Source organism: Alteromonas sp. CI.11.F.A3 (genome assembly GCF_032925565.1).
In the GTDB taxonomy this organism is placed as follows: Bacteria; Pseudomonadota; Gammaproteobacteria; order Enterobacterales; family Alteromonadaceae; genus Alteromonas.
Window position 1 is genome coordinate 3,973,661 of the sequence record NZ_CP136708.1, and the last position, 16,578, is coordinate 3,990,238.

Sequence of the window (16,578 nt, forward strand, 5' to 3'; positions counted from 1 at the left end):
TTGCCCCTTAGATGTCCAAAACTTGTGGTTGCTGTGCTGCGTGCTTATGTTCTGCACCAGCGTAAACTTTCATTTTACGGAACATTGCACGGCCTAGAGGACCTTTTGGCAGCATTCCTTTCACTGCTTTCTCAATAACCATTTCTGGTTTGAAAGCTAGCAGCTTTTCAAAGTTAGTTTCTTTCAGACCACCTGGATAGCCACTGTGTGCATAATAGATTTTGTTCAATGCTTTACGGCCAGTAACCGTAATTTTATCAGCATTGATAACTACAATGTAATCACCAGTGTCCACATGAGGAGTGTACTCTGGCTTATGCTTACCACGAAGGCGCAATGCGATTTCTGAAGCCAAACGGCCTAGAGTTTTGTCTGTGGCGTCAACCACGTACCAGTCACGTTGTACCGTTTCTGGCTTTGCAACAAAAGTTTTCATTTAAATATCACCCGAATAATATCGTCGTTACTGATTTCTGAACACCAGAAATCACCATAAAATCAACACAAAGACCCCTTCGAGCCGGTCGATTCTTCCACCTTCCCAAAGGTGGGCGTAACTGGGCAGGGCGCGAATTATACAGGTTTTGACGAAAATGCGAACCCCTAATTTGCAATTATGGGTTCTTTTTCTGCACAAAGTTTCTACAGAAACCGTGACAAGCCTAATTAATTCCGTTAATTTCAAGTAGAAGATTTTTTTGAAGAGAATGAATAGGGAAATAATGCGTTTATCGGCCTTGGTTTTAGTTGTGCTTCAATTTATGGCAAGTACACATGTTAAAGCCGAATCTAATGATGTTACGCTCACTCAAGCATTCGCCGATGACAATTATGGTTTGTATCAGCGAAAAGTTCTTGAAGCTGTATTTTCGGCAACTCCGGAATATGGTGAAGCACAGATTTCCCTACACCCTCACCCAATGTCACAAAGTCGGCAAGTAGTATCCCTGTTAAAAGGTGATGCCCATATAATGTGGAGTGTGACTAATGCTGAGCGTGAGAAATTACTAACCCCAATCAAATTCCCCCTCCTAAAAGGATTGGCTGGGTATCGCGTACTAGTGATTGCAAAAGATGCCCAACACAACTTTCCACATGCATTAAGTACCGATGAGCTTAAGACCCGCACCTTGGTGCAGGGAAACGACTGGCCCGACTTACACGTTCTTAAATCTAATGGGTTTAATGCGGCGGGCGAAGAATGGAGTTTATGGTTTACGTCAATGTACACCATGGTGGAAAAAGGCATTGTGGATGGCTTTCCTCGAAATGTTAATGAGGTAAAAACAGACTTAATACGTCATGCCGATAAGCCCGTTACTATCGATAAAAATCATCTTCTTATTTACCCCAATTACGAATACTTCTTCGTGCACCCTGATAACAGTGCTTTAGCAAAAAGAATTCGTATTGGCCTGTCACGACTTATTGAAAACGGCACACTTGAAACTCTATTTAATAAATTCGAATCTCATAAATTCGCCCTGACATTGGCGGACGATCCTCGTCGCGCTAGGCATTTACTGCAAAACCATTCTTTACCTTATGTGCTTGATTACGCCCGCTGGGATTTAGAGAAAGAAAAAGCCATCAAGGCGCTTTTAGCCGAATAATTACCTCGTGTGGCCATTTTTCTTGTTTTATACCCCGTATTACTGGTAAAACACCCGCCTAAAAATCTACTTATCATCAATTAGGAACCCCACAATGCGCAGTACACGTGGACTTATCTCGGTTTGTATCTTTCTTATGGTTTATGCAAATCTTACCTTCGCAGACAACAACAGCACATTGCTTGATATTCAGCAGCAGTGGGCGTCAATCAATTATGAAGCTGATAGCAGCGAAAAAGAACAAGCCTTTTTAGCGCTTATTGCTGATGCAGAAGCCTTTGTTGCATCATCTAATAACAGCGCCGAAGCGCTGACGTGGTTAGCCATCACTCAATCTAGTGCCGCAAAAGCAAAAGGTGGTTTGGGCGCATTAGACTTTGCCAAAGCGGCAAGAGCGAACCTAGAAAAAGCCATAGAGGCAGATGAGCAAGTATTAGAAGGGACTGCATTAACCGTATTAGCGGCGTTGTATCACAATGTACCTGGCTGGCCGGTTGCTTTTGGCAGTGACAAAAAAGCAGCGCGCTTGTTTGAAAAGGCGCTAGCGCTTTACCCAAACAGTATGGATACCCACTACTTTTATGCAGAATACTTGTTTGATGATGGCGAATATGAAGAGGCTGCTCGGCATTTAATATTAGCCAAAAGCGCGCCTGAAAAACAAAACCGCCCTATTGCGGATAAAGGCCGCAGAGCAGAAATAGAAAGTTTAGAAGCCAAAGTCGCGAGTAAGCTATAACAGCTAAGCTTTTTAATAGAACCTATAAAGCGTTATGACTTAGCAGTGGTAATTTTCGCTTGCTGCCATAGCGCTTCCATTTCATCAAGCGTCATGTATGCCAAGGGTGACGCTTCACTCTCAGGCTCGCGGTTTTTTATCGCCAAGTCGTCAGAAGCTATTTCATGAGCTAAAGACTCGACCACTTTAAAGCGCTTAGCGAACTTATTGCTGGCATTACGCAGCGCCGTATCGGCATCTACTTTACAATGTCTTGCCAGATTCACCATAGCAAACAATGTATCGCCTATTTCTTCCTCTAAGGCTTGCTGATTCAGGGTTTCGGCATCAAGTTCTTGTTGAATCTCTTCAACTTCTTCTCGCACTTTATCCAAAACAGGCGCCACTTCTGGCCAATCAAAACCTACCTTTGCACAGGCTTTTTGAAGTTTTTGGGCATACATTAATGCCGGCATTCCCACCGGCACATCATCAAGAAGACTGGGCAAAGCCGGTTCACCGCCCTTAGTGTTCGAAGTGGCATTCAGGTTTTGCTTTAAGGCCTGTTGTTTGAGGGCTTTTTCTTGGGCTTTTATACTTTCCCACTGTGCAGTTAAACCTTCCTCGCTACTTGGCTGAGAAGAAGGGTCACCAAATACATGAGGATGACGGCGAGTCATTTTATCACTAATGCTTTTCGCCACATCATTAAATGTAAAACTGCCCTCTTCCTCTGCAATGCGGGAATAGAACACCACTTGAAACAGCAAATCGCCCAGTTCGTCACGAATATCCGAAGGCTCACCTTTCGCGATAGCATCAGCCACTTCGTAGGCTTCCTCTATGGTATAACGGGTTAGGCTTTCCATGGTTTGCTGAACATCCCACGGGCAACCAGATTTTGGATCTCGAAGCTTTGCCATTATCTCTTGAAGTCGTTTTACCTCAGGCAACTCAGAATTGTTTGCGTTTTGCATCCGTAATGCCTTTTAACTGACGTAAACGTGCAAGTACTTTTGATAAAGTATCTAAGTCTTGGACTTCAATTGAAATGGTAATTAGCGCCGTTTGCCTGTGTTTATCACTTAAACTATTCACACCCAGTAATGGCACATTTTCATTGGCGAGTACGGTTGTGATATCACGTAACAAACCGGTTCTGTCATGGCAGAAGATATCGACTGAAGTTTCAAACCCGACCTTAAGCTCTTGTGACCAATTCACTTCAATTTGGCGTTCTGGGTGCTGTTCAAGCAAATGCTGTAATTGATCGCAGCTTTCCTTATGTACGCTTACCCCACGCCCTTGCGTGATATACCCCATAATGGGTTCACCAGGAACGGGTTTACAACAATTGGCCAGCTGGCTCATTAAATGACCAACACCTTGTACTACCACTGCATCCTTTTTGCCTGCGCCCTTAGCCGTACGCTTTGTTTTTACTTTAGGGCTAATTTCAGGCTCTTCTGGCTCTGGTTCTTGTAAGAAATGAATGAAGTTAATCACTTGCATCACCCTTACATCACCTGTACCTATTGCTGCATAGAGATCATCAGCACTATGGCCGTTAAACTTCTCGTACACTTCACTGGCTATTTTAGTAGGCAAGTGGGCGCGATGCAGTTCACGCTCTAGCAGCTCTTTACCTGCGGTTAAGTTTTTATCCCTATCTTGCTTTTTAAAGTATGAATGAATAGTGGCGCGGGCGCGAGAGGAGTGCACATAGCCCAAACCTGGGTGCATCCAATCTCGACTGGGGTTCAGCTCTTTGCCAGTGAGCACTTCTACCTGGTCGCCACTATGCAGCTGATAAGTAAAGGGCACAATTCGACCATTGGCTTTTGCGCCAATACAGCGATGCCCTACGTTGCTGTGAATATAGTAGGCAAAGTCTAGGGGCGTAGCACCTTGAGGCAAATCGATAACATCGCCTTTGGGTGTAAATACATACACGCGATCATCAAATACCTGACTGCGCAGCTCTTCCACCATATCGCCAGATTCGGCCACTTCTTCTTGCCACGCTAATATGCGGCGAAGCCAGTTTATGCGTTCATCGTAGCCCGACTGCTTACCCGTACTGCCTTCTTTGTATTTCCAATGTGCAGCAACACCTAGCTCGGCATCTTGATGCATTTTGTGCGTACGAATTTGAATTTCTACTGGCTTTCCTTCAGGACCTACAATAACCGTGTGGATAGACTGATAGCCGTTAGATTTAGGGGTGGCGATGTAGTCGTCGAATTCATTGGGTAAATGCTTGTAGCTGGCGTGCACGGTACCAAGCGCGGCATAACAATCTTGTAACCGCTCGGCGATAACCCGTACGGCACGTATATCGAAAAGTTGCTCAAAGGTAAGGCGCTTTTTCTGCATTTTTTTCCAAATGCTGAAAATGTGTTTTGGCCTGCCGTACACATCGGCACGAATGTTTTCGCTATTCATTAATGATTGAAGATCATCAACGATACCATCGATATAATCCGCTCTCTCTCGACGTTTACCGTCAAGTTGCTTCGCGATTTGTTTGTAGGTAATAGGGTGCAGATAGCGAAAGGCTAAATCTTCCAGTTCCCACTTTAATTGACCAATGCCTAAACGGTTAGCCAATGGGGCATAAATGCTGGCACATTCACGGGCCACCATAACCCGTGTTTCCTCATCTGCTTTTTTCGCTTGTTGAAGGGCGCAAATACGTTCTGCCATTTTAATCACAACGGCACGTACGTCTTCAACCATAGCTAGCAACATACGCCGAATACTATCTATATGTTGTTCATCAGATTTTTCGTTGAACGGCGAGCCATTAGCTTTTCTAGCATGTAAGGTTTTAATGGCGTCCATACGCCTTACACCCACGACTAAGTCACGAATTTCACTATCAAACTCTTGCTCAATATCCGCTTCGGTTAAACAGTGTTGTTCGCAGTAAGGAAAGACCAATGCCGCCTGCAAGGTGACATCATCCATATTTAACTGACAGAGTATTTCGACCATTTCTTGGCCGACGAGAAGGCGCTCTGGCATAGAAGACACACTGCGTAGTTTGTCTTTGGTTTCTTCACTTAAATCGAGGCTGTCTAGCCAAACCTCAAAGGGAGGTCTATCGGCTGCATGCACTTTTCTTGTTGTCACCATAACCGCTGCTCGCTATTGCTGTTGGCGTGTAAATAGCGCCATCGTTTCCATGTGATGGGTAAAGGGAAACATTTCAATCACACCCGCTTTTTGCATTTGATAACCTCCATCTATCAGAATACGCGCATCCCGCGAAAAAGTGTTCGGGTTGCAAGAAACATACACTATCGTATTTGGTATAGCGCGGACTAGTGCATGACAAACCGTCAAAGCCCCCTCACGAGACGGGTCGAGCAAGACTTTGTCGAACCCACCAGCTAGCGCTTTATCCACTGATTTTTCGTCAGCTAAGTCAAGCTGCATCCAGTCAACATTGGAAATGCCCTGTTCGAGAGCGTTACTTTTGGCGCGCTGCACCATTTCAGCAACCCCTTCCACTGCCCTTACCGTAGCGCCGCTGTTAGCAATGGGCAAGGTGAAATTACCTAAACCACTGAACCAATCAGCAATGCGTTCTCCGGCTTTTGGTGCTAACCATGACAGGGCTTGTGCCACCATTTTAGTATTTACTTCTGCGTTCACCTGAACAAAGTCATTAGGTCCAGGCTGCAAATAAAAGCCATCTACTGTGTTACACGTGATAGGTGCTATTTCATGCAATGAGGTAAAATCGCCATTACCGTCTTCGATTGTCATATTCACGTTTTGTTCCGCAGCAAACTGGGATAGCGACGCAATAAAGTCGTTGGCTAGAGAGCGGGTATGCTTCACAGTAACTTGCACCGCATTTTCACCCGCAAGCAAGCTGATGTGGCCAACAAGACGAGCGCTTGCATAGCCTGTAATGGCAGATTTGAGTGGCGCGATAAGCTGACTTAGTGCCTCAACTAAAACCGGGCAACCGTCGATATCAACAATGTTTTTGCCCGCACTTTCTCGAAAGCCAAGTTTTATTTTATCTGGATTTCTTGCATCAATTGCTAGGCGGGCTTTACGGCGATAGCGTGGACTGTCGCCGCTGATGGGCGCTTGCCATGCCCCCTCGTTGAAACCGAGTTTACGCTGGAACATACTTTTAAGCGCATCGTCTCGTAGCGCGAGAGCTTCTTGAGGCTCTACGTGCTGAAGCTGACAACCCCCGCACTGATTTGCCACCCCGCAAAACGGTTTTTGACGGTGCGCTGAGGGTGTATTCACTTTCGTGACTTTTGCGTTAACAATCTGCTTGTTGCTTGAAAGCGCTTTTATTTGTACGGTTTCACCAGGTAAAGCACCATCAACGAAGTATAAGGTTTCACCCCGGGCAACACCCTGCCCCTGCCAATCCATACCATCAATGGTTACCGCTTCATTGGCTGCATTGATGTCATCAACCGAGGGCCAAGATTGTTTGGTTTTTACAATGTGCTGCTTTTCGCCCGAGCCTGCGCCGCGCACTCTCCCTTTCACATTGCTTTTGTTTTTGCCTTTGCTCGGTTTATAAAATATGGCCACGTGGTGCTCCCGTTACATTAATTTTCAAGAATAACGGTAGCAACCGCATAGTGTATTTCATCAGATATGCTTATTACGCTAGAGGTAATAGCGCGCTGTTTACACAGCGTGGCAAATTCACCGGAAAAGTGAAGTTCTGGTGCGCCAAGGTCATTGTTACGCACTTCAATATGTTGCCAACTTATTCCATTACCAATACCAGTGCCCAAGGCTTTAACAGCAGCCTCTTTAGCGGCGAAACGCTTGGCTAAGTAGCGCACGGGATCATTGCTAGCAACATAAAGGGTAAGTTCGTAAGGCGTGAGCACACGTTTGGCGAGGCGCTCAGTGGTAGCGTCGCTTTTATTCAAACGTGCAATTTCAATAATGTCTGTGCCTAATCCAGCTATGGCCACAAGGTATTCTCTTAGTTGTTGCTAGCGTTAACGTGCTTTTTTGAAGTTCGAGTTTACACGCCGCTTCGTGCTTCTAGCATAAGTTTGCGCATATCAGCTACCGCAGTCGCTAAGCCATCAAACGCGGCTCGTGCGATAATCGCATGACCAATATTCAGCTCGATAAGTTGAGGGATAGCCGCAATTGGCTTCACGTTATGATAATGCAACCCATGACCAGCATTCACTTTAAGCCCTAGTTTATCGGCATATTCAATGCCTTCTACTAATCGGGCTAACTCTTTTTCAAGCTCTGCTTCACTGGTTGCTTCAGCATACTGGCCTGTATGAATTTCTATATAAGGTGCACCGCATTCAACCGCTGCATCTATTTGTTTTTTATCTGCATCGATAAACAGCGACACCAAAATGTTTGCAGCCGCTAAACGCTCACAAGCGTGTTTCATCACGGCTAAATTACCCGCAACATCAAGACCGCCTTCAGTGGTTAGCTCTTCACGCTTTTCAGGCACTAAACAACAAAATACCGGTTTCACTTCTTCGGCAATAGTGAGCATTTCATCGGTAACCGCCATCTCTAAGTTTAGGCGGGTATTGATAGTTTGCGCCAAAATACGTACATCTCGGTCTTTTATATGGCGACGATCTTCACGTAAGTGAACGGTAATGCCGTCTGCTCCCGCGCGTTCTGCAACATCAGCAGCATGCACCGGATCTGGGTAGTTGGTGCCACGGGCATTTCGAAGTGTGGCAATATGATCGATGTTAACGCCAAGAAGAAGTGTACTCATTAACAGATACCTATAGTAGAACAAGCATGTGGCAATCAGCGAGCATAGAAGTTTCGCGTATTGCCTGTCTAAAATTGAATAAGCGCTATTGTAACAAACTTTCGAACTATCACGTGGCAAAAAGCGTGATTAAATATGCGTAACACTTATCGCACTAGTGCTTTCGCACCACAAATAATTCTCTACTTTTTAGCGGTTTATCACCAATTAGCGGCTTGAGTAAATCACGACACAAAACTTTGGCCACCCGTTTGCTCATGGGCGTAAATTCACCTTGGGCTAAGGCAAGTAACGCACTGCCCGGCAAGCCCTTACGAGTGTAGCCATTTGGCACATCATCTGGCAGCGCACAAAAGCCAAACTCAGGCTGAAGCACATAGTGTTTTTCTGCTTCAATGGGCATCTCATACTCTACATCTTCAGTGAAATCAGGCAGTAATCCCATTTCATCTAGAAGCGACAATTCAAACTTTCGCAGGGTAATTTCAATGTCATCATCGTTAAATAGCGCCGTAAGCGCCTGCTCGTAAGCCTCAAACACCGCTTCACTGGCAAGGCCAGCAGGCATTATTCTATTGGTGAGTTCATTGAGGTACATGGCACAAAATAGCGGCGTACCCGCTAAATTAATGGATGGCGCAGTGCTTTCTACGTGCCGCAAATTTTTTAAATCAAATTTACCGGCAAGTTGAAGTTTGAGAGCTTGAAAAGGTTGAAGCAGGCTTTTTTTATCAGATTTACTGTTACGTACGCCCTTTGCCACCGCACTCACTTTGCCTTGTTCTAAGGTAAAGAAATCGACAATATAACTGGTCTCCCGATAGGCTCGGCGGTGCAACACAAAAGCAGTCAACCAGTCGTTATTCATTCATTTTCCTGTGTGTTATTTACCAGCGCTAGCAGATAAGTGGGCTTAGCTTCGTTTAATGCGTACCACTTTCATGGTTTCAAATTCAATGCCCGCCACCTCCTCTACCTGTCGGTAGTAAGTGATATTAACCCGCGCGCCCTTTAAGCTTTGGTACTGCTTTTTTCGTCGATAGATAAACGGGACATCAATGCCTTCTAACATTACCGTGTGCCGTATCCAGTCATCTTCTTCACGCTGAACATGAGACACCACCTTCATATTATCAGACTGATTTAACTGGCCATGCTTGCTGATTAATTTGTCAGTCTCTGATTTCATATTAGTCACCTTGCACCACGTTGTGTTCTGATGAGTGAGCGCTATGATCTGCGCGCTTTGGCTTTATGCGCTTTCTAGCTGTTCAATAATAAGCTGTACAGACTCTTGGCCGCGAAATACGTTTACATCTAATCGGTAAGCAATGCGTACCTGTTTTACCATGGCATTCGGCCACGCTTTAATATCAATGTTGAAAGCAATGGCATCTACTTCGCCCACTGAAGGCTCTCGCAATACCAGCTTTAAGTGTTTTTCACCCACCAGTCGTTGTTGCACCACTTGAAACTCACCATCAAAGAGTGGCGATTCAAAGCCCTGACCAAAGGGCCCGGCTTGCCTAAGCAAATGGGCAAAAGACAAAGACAACTCTTGTCCCGTTAAGCTGCCGTCAGACAGTAGTACTTGGTTACCGTCTAGTTTATCTACATGCTGCTTAGCAATGTCGATGAAGGCTTTTTCGAATTCTGCTAAGTTAGCAACCGGTAAACTCAAACCGGCTGCCATTGCATGGCCACCAAATTTATCAATAACGCCGGGAAAGCGGGTATTCACTTCATCGAGTACATCACGAATATGCACCCCTGGGATAGAGCGAGCCGAGCCTTTTATGGTCGTATCGTCTTGATGAGCAAAAGCGATAACCGGTTTCAAATACTTTTCTTTTAGGCGCCCCGCCACAATACCAATTACACCTTGGTGAAAATCCGCTTGATATACTACCAATGCGGCAGGAATATCGCCTTCAGTGAGAGACATTTTTTCTAGCACTTGTTCGGCTTGCGCCTTCATTCCAGTTTCTATTTCTCGGCGTTCGCGGTTTAGTGCATCTAGCTCCGAGGCTATCATGCGAGCTTGCATAGTATCGTCTTCTAACAGACAAGCTATGCCTTGAGACATGTCGTCTAATCTGCCGGCTGCATTTAAGCGAGGGCCAATAACAAAACCTAAATCGGTAGAGGTAAGGTGAGTGCAGTCTCGATTAGCCACTTCAACCAAGGCTTTAATACCCGGTCTGCATTTACCTGCTCGAATTCGCTGTAGGCCTTGATGTACCAAAATTCGGTTGTTTTTATCTAATACCACCACATCGGCCACCGTGCCTACGGCGACAATGTCTAGTAACGATGCCAAATTAGGCGCTGGAATATGCTTTTCAGTAAACCAGTTTCGTTGTTGTAGTTCGGTTTTAAGCGCTAACATGATGTAAAACGCCACGCCTACCCCAGCTAAGTTTTTAGAGGGGAACGTACAGCCTGGTTGATTAGGGTTAACAATAGCATCGGCGGGAGGAAGCTCATCACCCGGTAAGTGGTGATCGGTAACAATAACTTCTATGCCCAATGCTTTTGCATGCATCACACCTTCAATACAAGCAATGCCGTTATCTACCGTAATAATAACGTCCGCGCCTTGTTGCTTGGCAATATCCACAATAGGTACGCTAAGGCCATAACCAAAATCAAAGCGATTTGGCACCAAATAATCAACCTTCTTGAACCCCATCATGTGCAATGCATGAATACACACCGCAATACTAGTCGCGCCATCGGCATCGAAGTCACCCACAATAATAAGCGTCTTATTCTGCTCAATGGTGTCAGCCAGAATGCTCGCCGCTGCGGCCATACCCTTAAGCTCATTAAAGTGGGTAAGGCCCTTCAGGCCATTTTCTAATTCGCTAACATCTTGTACGTTTCTGCCGCGATAAATCCGGTCTATTACAGGGTGCAAAGCAGAAGCAAGAGGGGCGTCACCAGTTTCACGGCGCACTACAGGCAATATCATCGACATTCATCACTACGGTTAATTAGAGGGTAATGATACCCAAGGGAATGAGGTAGGTAAAACGAGAACATAAAAAAACGCACCTAGCATAAGCATTACCTTTTGCTATGGTGCGTTTTTAAAAAATTAAGATTGACGCTATTCGGCTTGCTCAATAGCCTGTGCAATCATACCAGCAGGCTGGTAACCAGGAATAAGCGAGCCATCTGGCAATACGATGTTAGGGGTACCATTTACACCCAACTTTTGCCCTAACAAATATTGCTCTGCAACTTTATTGGCACATTTAGCGGTTGCCACATCGTTGCCCGCTTTTGCGTCAGTTAATGCTTTTTGTGGGTTCGCTGCACACCATACCGACACCATGTCTCGGTAATTTTGGCTGTCTAAACCTGCACGAGGAAAGGCCAAGTAGTTTACGGTAATACCCATGTCGTTTAAGTCGCCCACTTCTTTATGAAGCTTTCGGCAGTAACCACAAGTGGTATCGGTGAAAACACTGATCACATGCTTTTCGTTTTTAGCTTTAAACGTAATGGCTGATGGCGCCATTTCTTTCACGCCTTCAATACGAAGGCCTGAATAGGCAACTTCGGTTTCATTACGCATGCCTTCATCAATATTAAGAATACGCGCTTGCACTAAATATTTAGCATCATCACTGACATAAAAGAAACCGCGGTTGGTAGATACTTGTACCAAGCCCGGAATAGGAGAATCGGCAAGAGAGTCAACGTCTAAGCCAAGCATATTAGTCAGCTTATCTTTAATTGCCGCATCATCAGCTGCGCTTGCAACACTCGCAAAAAGGCTTGTGGTGAACACCATTGCAACTAATAGGCTAAATTTTACTACTTTCACTATATTTACTCCGACAGCAACCATGCTTTCAAAATATTAAAATGGGATATAACTAAGACCGCTTAACGTTGAAAAAAATTTCATTTACTCGTTTCACTAAAGCAATACTTAGTGAGTATTTAAAGCAATGCTAACACACCCCTCGCTGGGGAACACTGAAGTTTGCCTTACCAATTAGTGGAGTTATCCCCGAGGGTGATGACTGTGAATAAGTGTTTGTAATCGCTCGGTCGCCACATGGGTATAGATTTGGGTCGTCGACAAATCGCTGTGGCCCAACAACATCTGCACAACCCGTAAGTCGGCGCCATGATTGAGTAAATGGGTGGCAAAGGCATGACGTAAAGTATGCGGAGACAAGTGCTGGTCAATATTGGCTTTCACTGCATAATATTTTATACGATGCCAAAAGGTTTGCCGCGTCATTTTTTGACCACGTTTGCTCAAATACACATAGTCTGATTGCTTAGTCGCAAGGACTGGCCGGGCCGTTTTTATGTAGGTTAACAGCCATTCTATGGCGTCTTCACCCAATGGCACTAATCTGTCTTTGTTACCCTTACCGGTCACACGAACCACGCCTTGCTGCAAGCTTACCTCGCTCATTTGCAAACCGATAAGCTCACTTACCCGCAGTCCTGTAGCATAAAGCACTTCGAGCATGCTTTTGTCTCGGCATTCTATCGGGTCTTCAACTAAGGGGGCGGCGAGTAAGTCTTCTACCTGACGCTCACTTAATGAGGCAGGTAAAGATTTAGGTAATTTAGGGTTTGATAAGGAAGATATTGGATTATCTACCCGTATTTGTTTACCGATTAAATACGTATAAAAAGCCCGTAACGCACTCATTGCACGTTGTGTGCTTCGTGCTGAAAGCCCCTTGTCATGGCGGTAGGCAAGATAGTCTTGCATCATTTCGGTGGTAAGAACCGCAATATCTTTGATGCCTTGGTTATTGCAAAAAATGGCAAGTTTAGTCAAATCGGTGCGATAGCTTTGCTGAGTGTGATCAGATAACCCTTTCTCAAGCCAGAGCATTTCTATAAAGCCATCGATATGCGCCTGACTTGCGGCAGGCACATAAGTAAGCTCACGCTTCATTAAAAGCCACGCTTTTGTTTTATCAACTCGTAAGCAGACTGAATATCTTGGGTCTTTTTCTTGGCCATTTCCATCGCTTGTTCAGGCAAGCCTTTAGATACAAGCTTATCGGGATGATGCTCTGCCATACGCTTTCGGTAGGCTCGTTTAATGGTTTTTTCATCATCAGACGCAGTAACACCCAAAATACGGTAAGCATCATCAAGAGATTGTTTTTCGGTATACGCGCTTTGCTGGGAAGAACGCTGCTGGCCATGGGCGCCTTGGCCACTTTGTCCTCCTCGCTGTCTAAAGCGTATTTCAGCCTCAAACATAGAAATAAGATAATCGAGGTCTCGGCGTCTAAAGCCCAGTGGCTTCGCTACTTTTTCTAATACCACATACTCTTCTTGGGTTAACTTGCCATCGGCAAACGCCGCTTGAATCAATATTTCTAAGAAAACTTGTAGAATATCTCGGCGACCATGGCTGGCTTCATACAGGCCTTTCAAAGTATCTGTAATAGGGAAGTCTCTGGCTTTACCTTCACGAAACGCTTCTTGTGCTTCTTTTCGTGCATCACCGGTTAACTTCATGTCATCCATGAGTGCGGTGGCAATTTGAATTTCACGGCTAGTGACTTTGCCATCAGATTTCGCTAAATGACCCAGCGCTGAGAACAAGCTATGAAAAAACACGGCTTGTTGCTTCATACTGTTTTGATCGGTAAAGAAACGGCCGAACCCACCAAGTTGATTAAAGTCTTGGCTGTAAGCCTTATCAAAGAAATGCCCTACAATTAGCCCTAAAACAGCACCGGGGATTTTTAAAAACATAAACCCAAAAAGTACACCAAGGATTTTTCCCCACACAGCCATGTCAGCATTCTCCTGTAATCATTAGCGCATTGTTGATGATGATTTTGCACCCAACCAACGCCTGAAATCGTTGTTTAAGCACCATGATCTGCAAGCCTTATAAGGCTATAAAAATAAAGTAATCATTAGAAGTAGGTATAGCTTGACGCTTTTCAAGCTAAAAACTTGTCTATTCACTTCATTAATTGAGTAGTTTTTTATGCAATAAGTCAGTAAATATGCGGTAAATCACTATTTAGATAAAGAGAAATACGATTTTTTTAATCCAATGGTTGGTAAATACAGCAGAAGTGCTTAGAATTGACGGCTAATTACATTGCGTTAACTGCCAACGCTACTTAGGTTGGCGTATTATTAACTCTATGCAGAACTATATGTGCGCCTTAAGGTCACACCATATAGTGTCAGCACCGAATAACAAAACAGGCCATTCACCACCGCATGAAAAAGACCTGCGCCATGCTTGTTTCCGCGACCTTGTCTACTCACGTCGCGTTTGCACAGGAAGCTAATCCAGAATCAGTCTCACCGCTAGCCTTTTGCTCGGTGGAGCCCATTGTCTTTAAAAGCTCAGCACTTATGCCTAAGGGGCATGTGAAGGTTGAAGCCAACCGAACTGAAATCATCGAAAATAAAGTAGCACTGTTTTCAGGTAATGTGGATATTACGTCTGATAGCGCCATCATTAGTGCGTCTCAAGCACAAGTGAATGGCAATGGTGAAGACGTTCTGGCTAAAGGCGATGTGCATTTTCGCGATGCACAATTAAGCGTAGAAAGTGATGCGGTGTCACTTCGTTCGAAAGAAGAACGCTTAGAAATGCAAAACACCCGTTATCAATTAACGGGGTTTGTTGGTCAAGGCGCTGCCGAAGACATATTGGTTGATACCAATGAGGGTATTGTTTTAAAGGAAGTGAGTTTTACTACCTGCCCTGAAGGCCATGAAGATTGGATGATTCGGGCCAGTGAGATTAGTATTGAAAAAGGCACTGCATGGGGTAAAGCGAAACATACCCGCTTTTATGTTGCTGATGTTCCTGTTTTCTATCTCCCCTATTTCGCATTTCCAGTAAGTAATGAACGTCAAACCGGCTTATTGTTTCCTGAAATAACAAGCTCTAGTAATACCGGCATCGATTACACCCAGCCGTTCTATTGGAATATTGCCCCTAACTTTGACATGACTATATCGCCTCGGGTGATGACCCAGCGTGGTGTTCAACTAAATACCGAATTTCGTTACCTAACCGAAAAAAGTGAAGGTACCGCGTACGTAGAGTACTTGCCGAGTGACAGTGATATTGAAGGGTCACCTGACCGTTACTTCTACCGTTTACAGCATCAAGGTCAACTTAACGATAACTGGGTATTGGGCATCGATTTCAATGGTTTGAGTGATGACAACTATATTGTCGATTTAGGCTCTGATTATTATAACAGCGCAGACACGCACCTTTACCGTACCGTAAGCTTGGGTTATTACACCCGAGATCTCACGGTAAATATGCAAGTAAAAGACTTTGAAATATTGGGTGATACCGCCGACAGCTATCGCGCGCTTCCAGAAGTTAAAATTGATTATCGTACGCCTTTTGGCCGCTATTTCGAATTCAGTGTGAACTCTGAACTGGCGTATTTCGATAACACGTCTGAAACCGCACCAACAGCAACTCGCTTTCACGTAGCCCCTACTCTTGCTATGCCTATTCGTGCTGCATGGGGTGAATTTGTTGCCGAAACTACCGTATTGCAAACGGTTTATAAACAAGAAAATATTCAAGATACAGACTTAGAAGAAAACGTAGAGCGTACTTTAGGTCAAGCTCGCTTGTTCGGCGCGCTGTATTTCGAAAAAGACTCTTCATGGTTTGGTAACGATACCGCCATGACGTTAGAGCCTAAAATTCAGTACCTGTATACCTCGTATGAAGACCAAACAGCAATTGGACTTTACGATTCAACGCCCTTGCTAACCGATGTTGAAGGGCTATTCAGAGGCCAAGAATTTACCGGGTTGGATAGAATATCAGACAACAACCAAGTTACCCTGGGTATAACCAGTCGAATATTGGATAAAAACAATAGGGAACAATTTGTACTTAGCTTGGGTCAGATATTCTACCTTGAAGATAACAAGGTCATTGCCGCGACTAAAAATCAAGACCGCTCGGCGCTTGCAGCTGAAATGGACTGGCGGTTTAACAAAAACTGGTACGCCCATTCTGATATTCAAGTGACCACTGACACCGATAAAGTTGACTTAAGCAGTGTTGGTTTAGAATATCGACAAGATGCAAAGCGATTTATTCAGTTAAGTCATCGATACGTTCGTGATTTAAGTGGTGAAACCATTGACCAAGTGGGAATATCGGCGAGTTGGCCTATTGCGGAAAACTGGCAATGGGTGGGACGAACTTACCGTGATATTGAGCGCGACCGCAGTATTGAGACTTATGCAGGTATTCAGTATGAATCCTGTTGTTGGGCAATACGATTAGTGGCAGAAAGAAGTTTAAGCAACCGTTACGATTCATCGGGGGAGCAATCTACCGACGATTTCGATACGGGTGTGTCATTACAATTTATATTCAAAGGTATCGGTACGTCTGGTACACAAAGAAGCATGTTACAAGATGGCATGTTTGGCTATCGTCAGCCATATAGTTTAAATTAATCCGTTGTAGCGTAGGGAGT

At 44.7% G+C, this 16,578-nt stretch carries 15 protein-coding genes; 3 read left to right on the forward strand and 12 right to left on the reverse strand.

What is annotated here, in order from left to right:
* Nucleotides 1–7 precede the first annotated feature (7 nt).
* Complete coding sequence (rplM, locus tag R1T43_RS17110) at nucleotides 8–436, reverse strand: 50S ribosomal protein L13 (RefSeq protein ID WP_013785378.1); 429 nt, start codon at nucleotides 434–436, stop codon at nucleotides 8–10.
* Nucleotides 437–722: 286 nt separating this feature from the next.
* On the opposite strand from rplM, the gene R1T43_RS17115 reads away from it, so the two are divergent.
* Nucleotides 723–1,613 carry a hypothetical protein gene (locus tag R1T43_RS17115; protein WP_317350477.1) on the forward strand — a complete coding sequence of 297 codons (891 nt, stop codon included), beginning with the start codon at nucleotides 723–725 and terminating at the stop codon, nucleotides 1,611–1,613.
* Nucleotides 1,614–1,707: 94 nt separating this feature from the next.
* Nucleotides 1,708–2,352, forward strand: a complete 645-nt coding sequence (locus R1T43_RS17120) for a hypothetical protein (RefSeq protein WP_317350478.1) — start codon at nucleotides 1,708–1,710, stop codon at nucleotides 2,350–2,352.
* A 32-nt stretch (nucleotides 2,353–2,384) separates the two neighbouring features.
* On the opposite strand, the gene mazG is transcribed toward R1T43_RS17120, so the two are convergent.
* The 11 genes from mazG to djlA form a co-directional block, all read right to left on the reverse strand.
* The gene (gene mazG / locus R1T43_RS17125; protein WP_317350480.1) at nucleotides 2,385–3,308 is read right to left on the reverse strand and encodes a nucleoside triphosphate pyrophosphohydrolase; all 924 of its coding nucleotides are present in this window, start codon (nucleotides 3,306–3,308) and stop codon (nucleotides 2,385–2,387) included.
* A complete protein-coding gene (gene relA / locus R1T43_RS17130; RefSeq protein WP_211069857.1) occupies nucleotides 3,286–5,469 on the reverse strand; it encodes a GTP diphosphokinase in 2,184 nt (727 codons plus the stop codon). The genes mazG and relA overlap by 23 nt, the downstream gene beginning before the upstream one ends.
* 12 nt (nucleotides 5,470–5,481) lie before the next feature.
* The gene (gene rlmD, locus R1T43_RS17135) at nucleotides 5,482–6,903 is read right to left on the reverse strand and encodes a 23S rRNA (uracil(1939)-C(5))-methyltransferase RlmD (RefSeq protein WP_317350482.1); all 1,422 of its coding nucleotides are present in this window, start codon (nucleotides 6,901–6,903) and stop codon (nucleotides 5,482–5,484) included.
* 17 nt (nucleotides 6,904–6,920) lie between these two features.
* The gene (gene acpS, locus R1T43_RS17140) at nucleotides 6,921–7,298 is read right to left on the reverse strand and encodes a holo-ACP synthase (protein WP_057793791.1); all 378 of its coding nucleotides are present in this window, start codon (nucleotides 7,296–7,298) and stop codon (nucleotides 6,921–6,923) included.
* A 53-nt stretch (nucleotides 7,299–7,351) separates the two neighbouring features.
* Nucleotides 7,352–8,089, reverse strand: coding sequence for a pyridoxine 5'-phosphate synthase (pdxJ, locus tag R1T43_RS17145; RefSeq protein ID WP_317350485.1), 738 nt, complete (start codon nucleotides 8,087–8,089; stop codon nucleotides 7,352–7,354).
* Nucleotides 8,090–8,243: 154 nt separating this feature from the next.
* On the reverse strand, nucleotides 8,244–8,957 hold the full coding sequence (gene recO / locus R1T43_RS17150) for a DNA repair protein RecO (RefSeq protein ID WP_317350487.1): 714 nt from the start codon (nucleotides 8,955–8,957) through the stop codon (nucleotides 8,244–8,246).
* Nucleotides 8,958–9,002: 45 nt separating this feature from the next.
* On the reverse strand, nucleotides 9,003–9,278 hold the full coding sequence (locus R1T43_RS17155) for a hypothetical protein (protein ID WP_057793797.1): 276 nt from the start codon (nucleotides 9,276–9,278) through the stop codon (nucleotides 9,003–9,005).
* Between the two features lie 63 nt (nucleotides 9,279–9,341).
* Nucleotides 9,342–11,063, reverse strand: a complete 1,722-nt coding sequence (recJ, locus tag R1T43_RS17160) for a single-stranded-DNA-specific exonuclease RecJ (RefSeq protein WP_317355902.1) — start codon at nucleotides 11,061–11,063, stop codon at nucleotides 9,342–9,344.
* 138 nt (nucleotides 11,064–11,201) lie between these two features.
* On the reverse strand, nucleotides 11,202–11,924 hold the full coding sequence (gene dsbC, locus R1T43_RS17165; protein WP_211069862.1) for a bifunctional protein-disulfide isomerase/oxidoreductase DsbC: 723 nt from the start codon (nucleotides 11,922–11,924) through the stop codon (nucleotides 11,202–11,204).
* 183 nt (nucleotides 11,925–12,107) lie between these two features.
* Complete coding sequence (gene xerD, locus R1T43_RS17170) at nucleotides 12,108–13,025, reverse strand: site-specific tyrosine recombinase XerD (protein WP_317350490.1); 918 nt, start codon at nucleotides 13,023–13,025, stop codon at nucleotides 12,108–12,110.
* Nucleotides 13,025–13,882, reverse strand: coding sequence for a co-chaperone DjlA (gene djlA / locus R1T43_RS17175; RefSeq protein WP_317350492.1), 858 nt, complete (start codon nucleotides 13,880–13,882; stop codon nucleotides 13,025–13,027). The genes xerD and djlA overlap by 1 nt, the downstream gene beginning before the upstream one ends.
* A gap of 441 nt (nucleotides 13,883–14,323) precedes the next feature.
* On the opposite strand from djlA, the gene R1T43_RS17180 reads away from it, so the two are divergent.
* Nucleotides 14,324–16,558 carry an LPS-assembly protein LptD gene (locus R1T43_RS17180; RefSeq protein ID WP_211069865.1) on the forward strand — a complete coding sequence of 745 codons (2,235 nt, stop codon included), beginning with the start codon at nucleotides 14,324–14,326 and terminating at the stop codon, nucleotides 16,556–16,558.
* Nucleotides 16,559–16,578 lie beyond the last annotated feature (20 nt).

Coding starts and splice junctions, on each gene's coding strand:
- mazG (WP_317350480.1), bottom strand. CDS start 3,308: ATGCAAAACGCAAACAATTCTGAGTTGCCTGAGGTAAAACGACTTCAA.
- rplM (WP_013785378.1), bottom strand. CDS start 436: ATGAAAACTTTTGTTGCAAAGCCAGAAACGGTACAACGTGACTGGTAC.
- R1T43_RS17120 (WP_317350478.1), top strand. CDS start 1,708: ATGCGCAGTACACGTGGACTTATCTCGGTTTGTATCTTTCTTATGGTT.
- djlA (WP_317350492.1), bottom strand. CDS start 13,882: ATGGCTGTGTGGGGAAAAATCCTTGGTGTACTTTTTGGGTTTATGTTT.
- R1T43_RS17115 (WP_317350477.1), top strand. CDS start 723: ATGCGTTTATCGGCCTTGGTTTTAGTTGTGCTTCAATTTATGGCAAGT.
- R1T43_RS17180 (WP_211069865.1), top strand. CDS start 14,324: ATGAAAAAGACCTGCGCCATGCTTGTTTCCGCGACCTTGTCTACTCAC.
- xerD (WP_317350490.1), bottom strand. CDS start 13,025: ATGAAGCGTGAGCTTACTTATGTGCCTGCCGCAAGTCAGGCGCATATC.
- pdxJ (WP_317350485.1), bottom strand. CDS start 8,089: ATGAGTACACTTCTTCTTGGCGTTAACATCGATCATATTGCCACACTT.
- recJ (WP_317355902.1), bottom strand. CDS start 11,063: ATGATATTGCCTGTAGTGCGCCGTGAAACTGGTGACGCCCCTCTTGCT.
- relA (WP_211069857.1), bottom strand. CDS start 5,469: ATGGTGACAACAAGAAAAGTGCATGCAGCCGATAGACCTCCCTTTGAG.
- R1T43_RS17155 (WP_057793797.1), bottom strand. CDS start 9,278: ATGAAATCAGAGACTGACAAATTAATCAGCAAGCATGGCCAGTTAAAT.
- recO (WP_317350487.1), bottom strand. CDS start 8,957: ATGAATAACGACTGGTTGACTGCTTTTGTGTTGCACCGCCGAGCCTAT.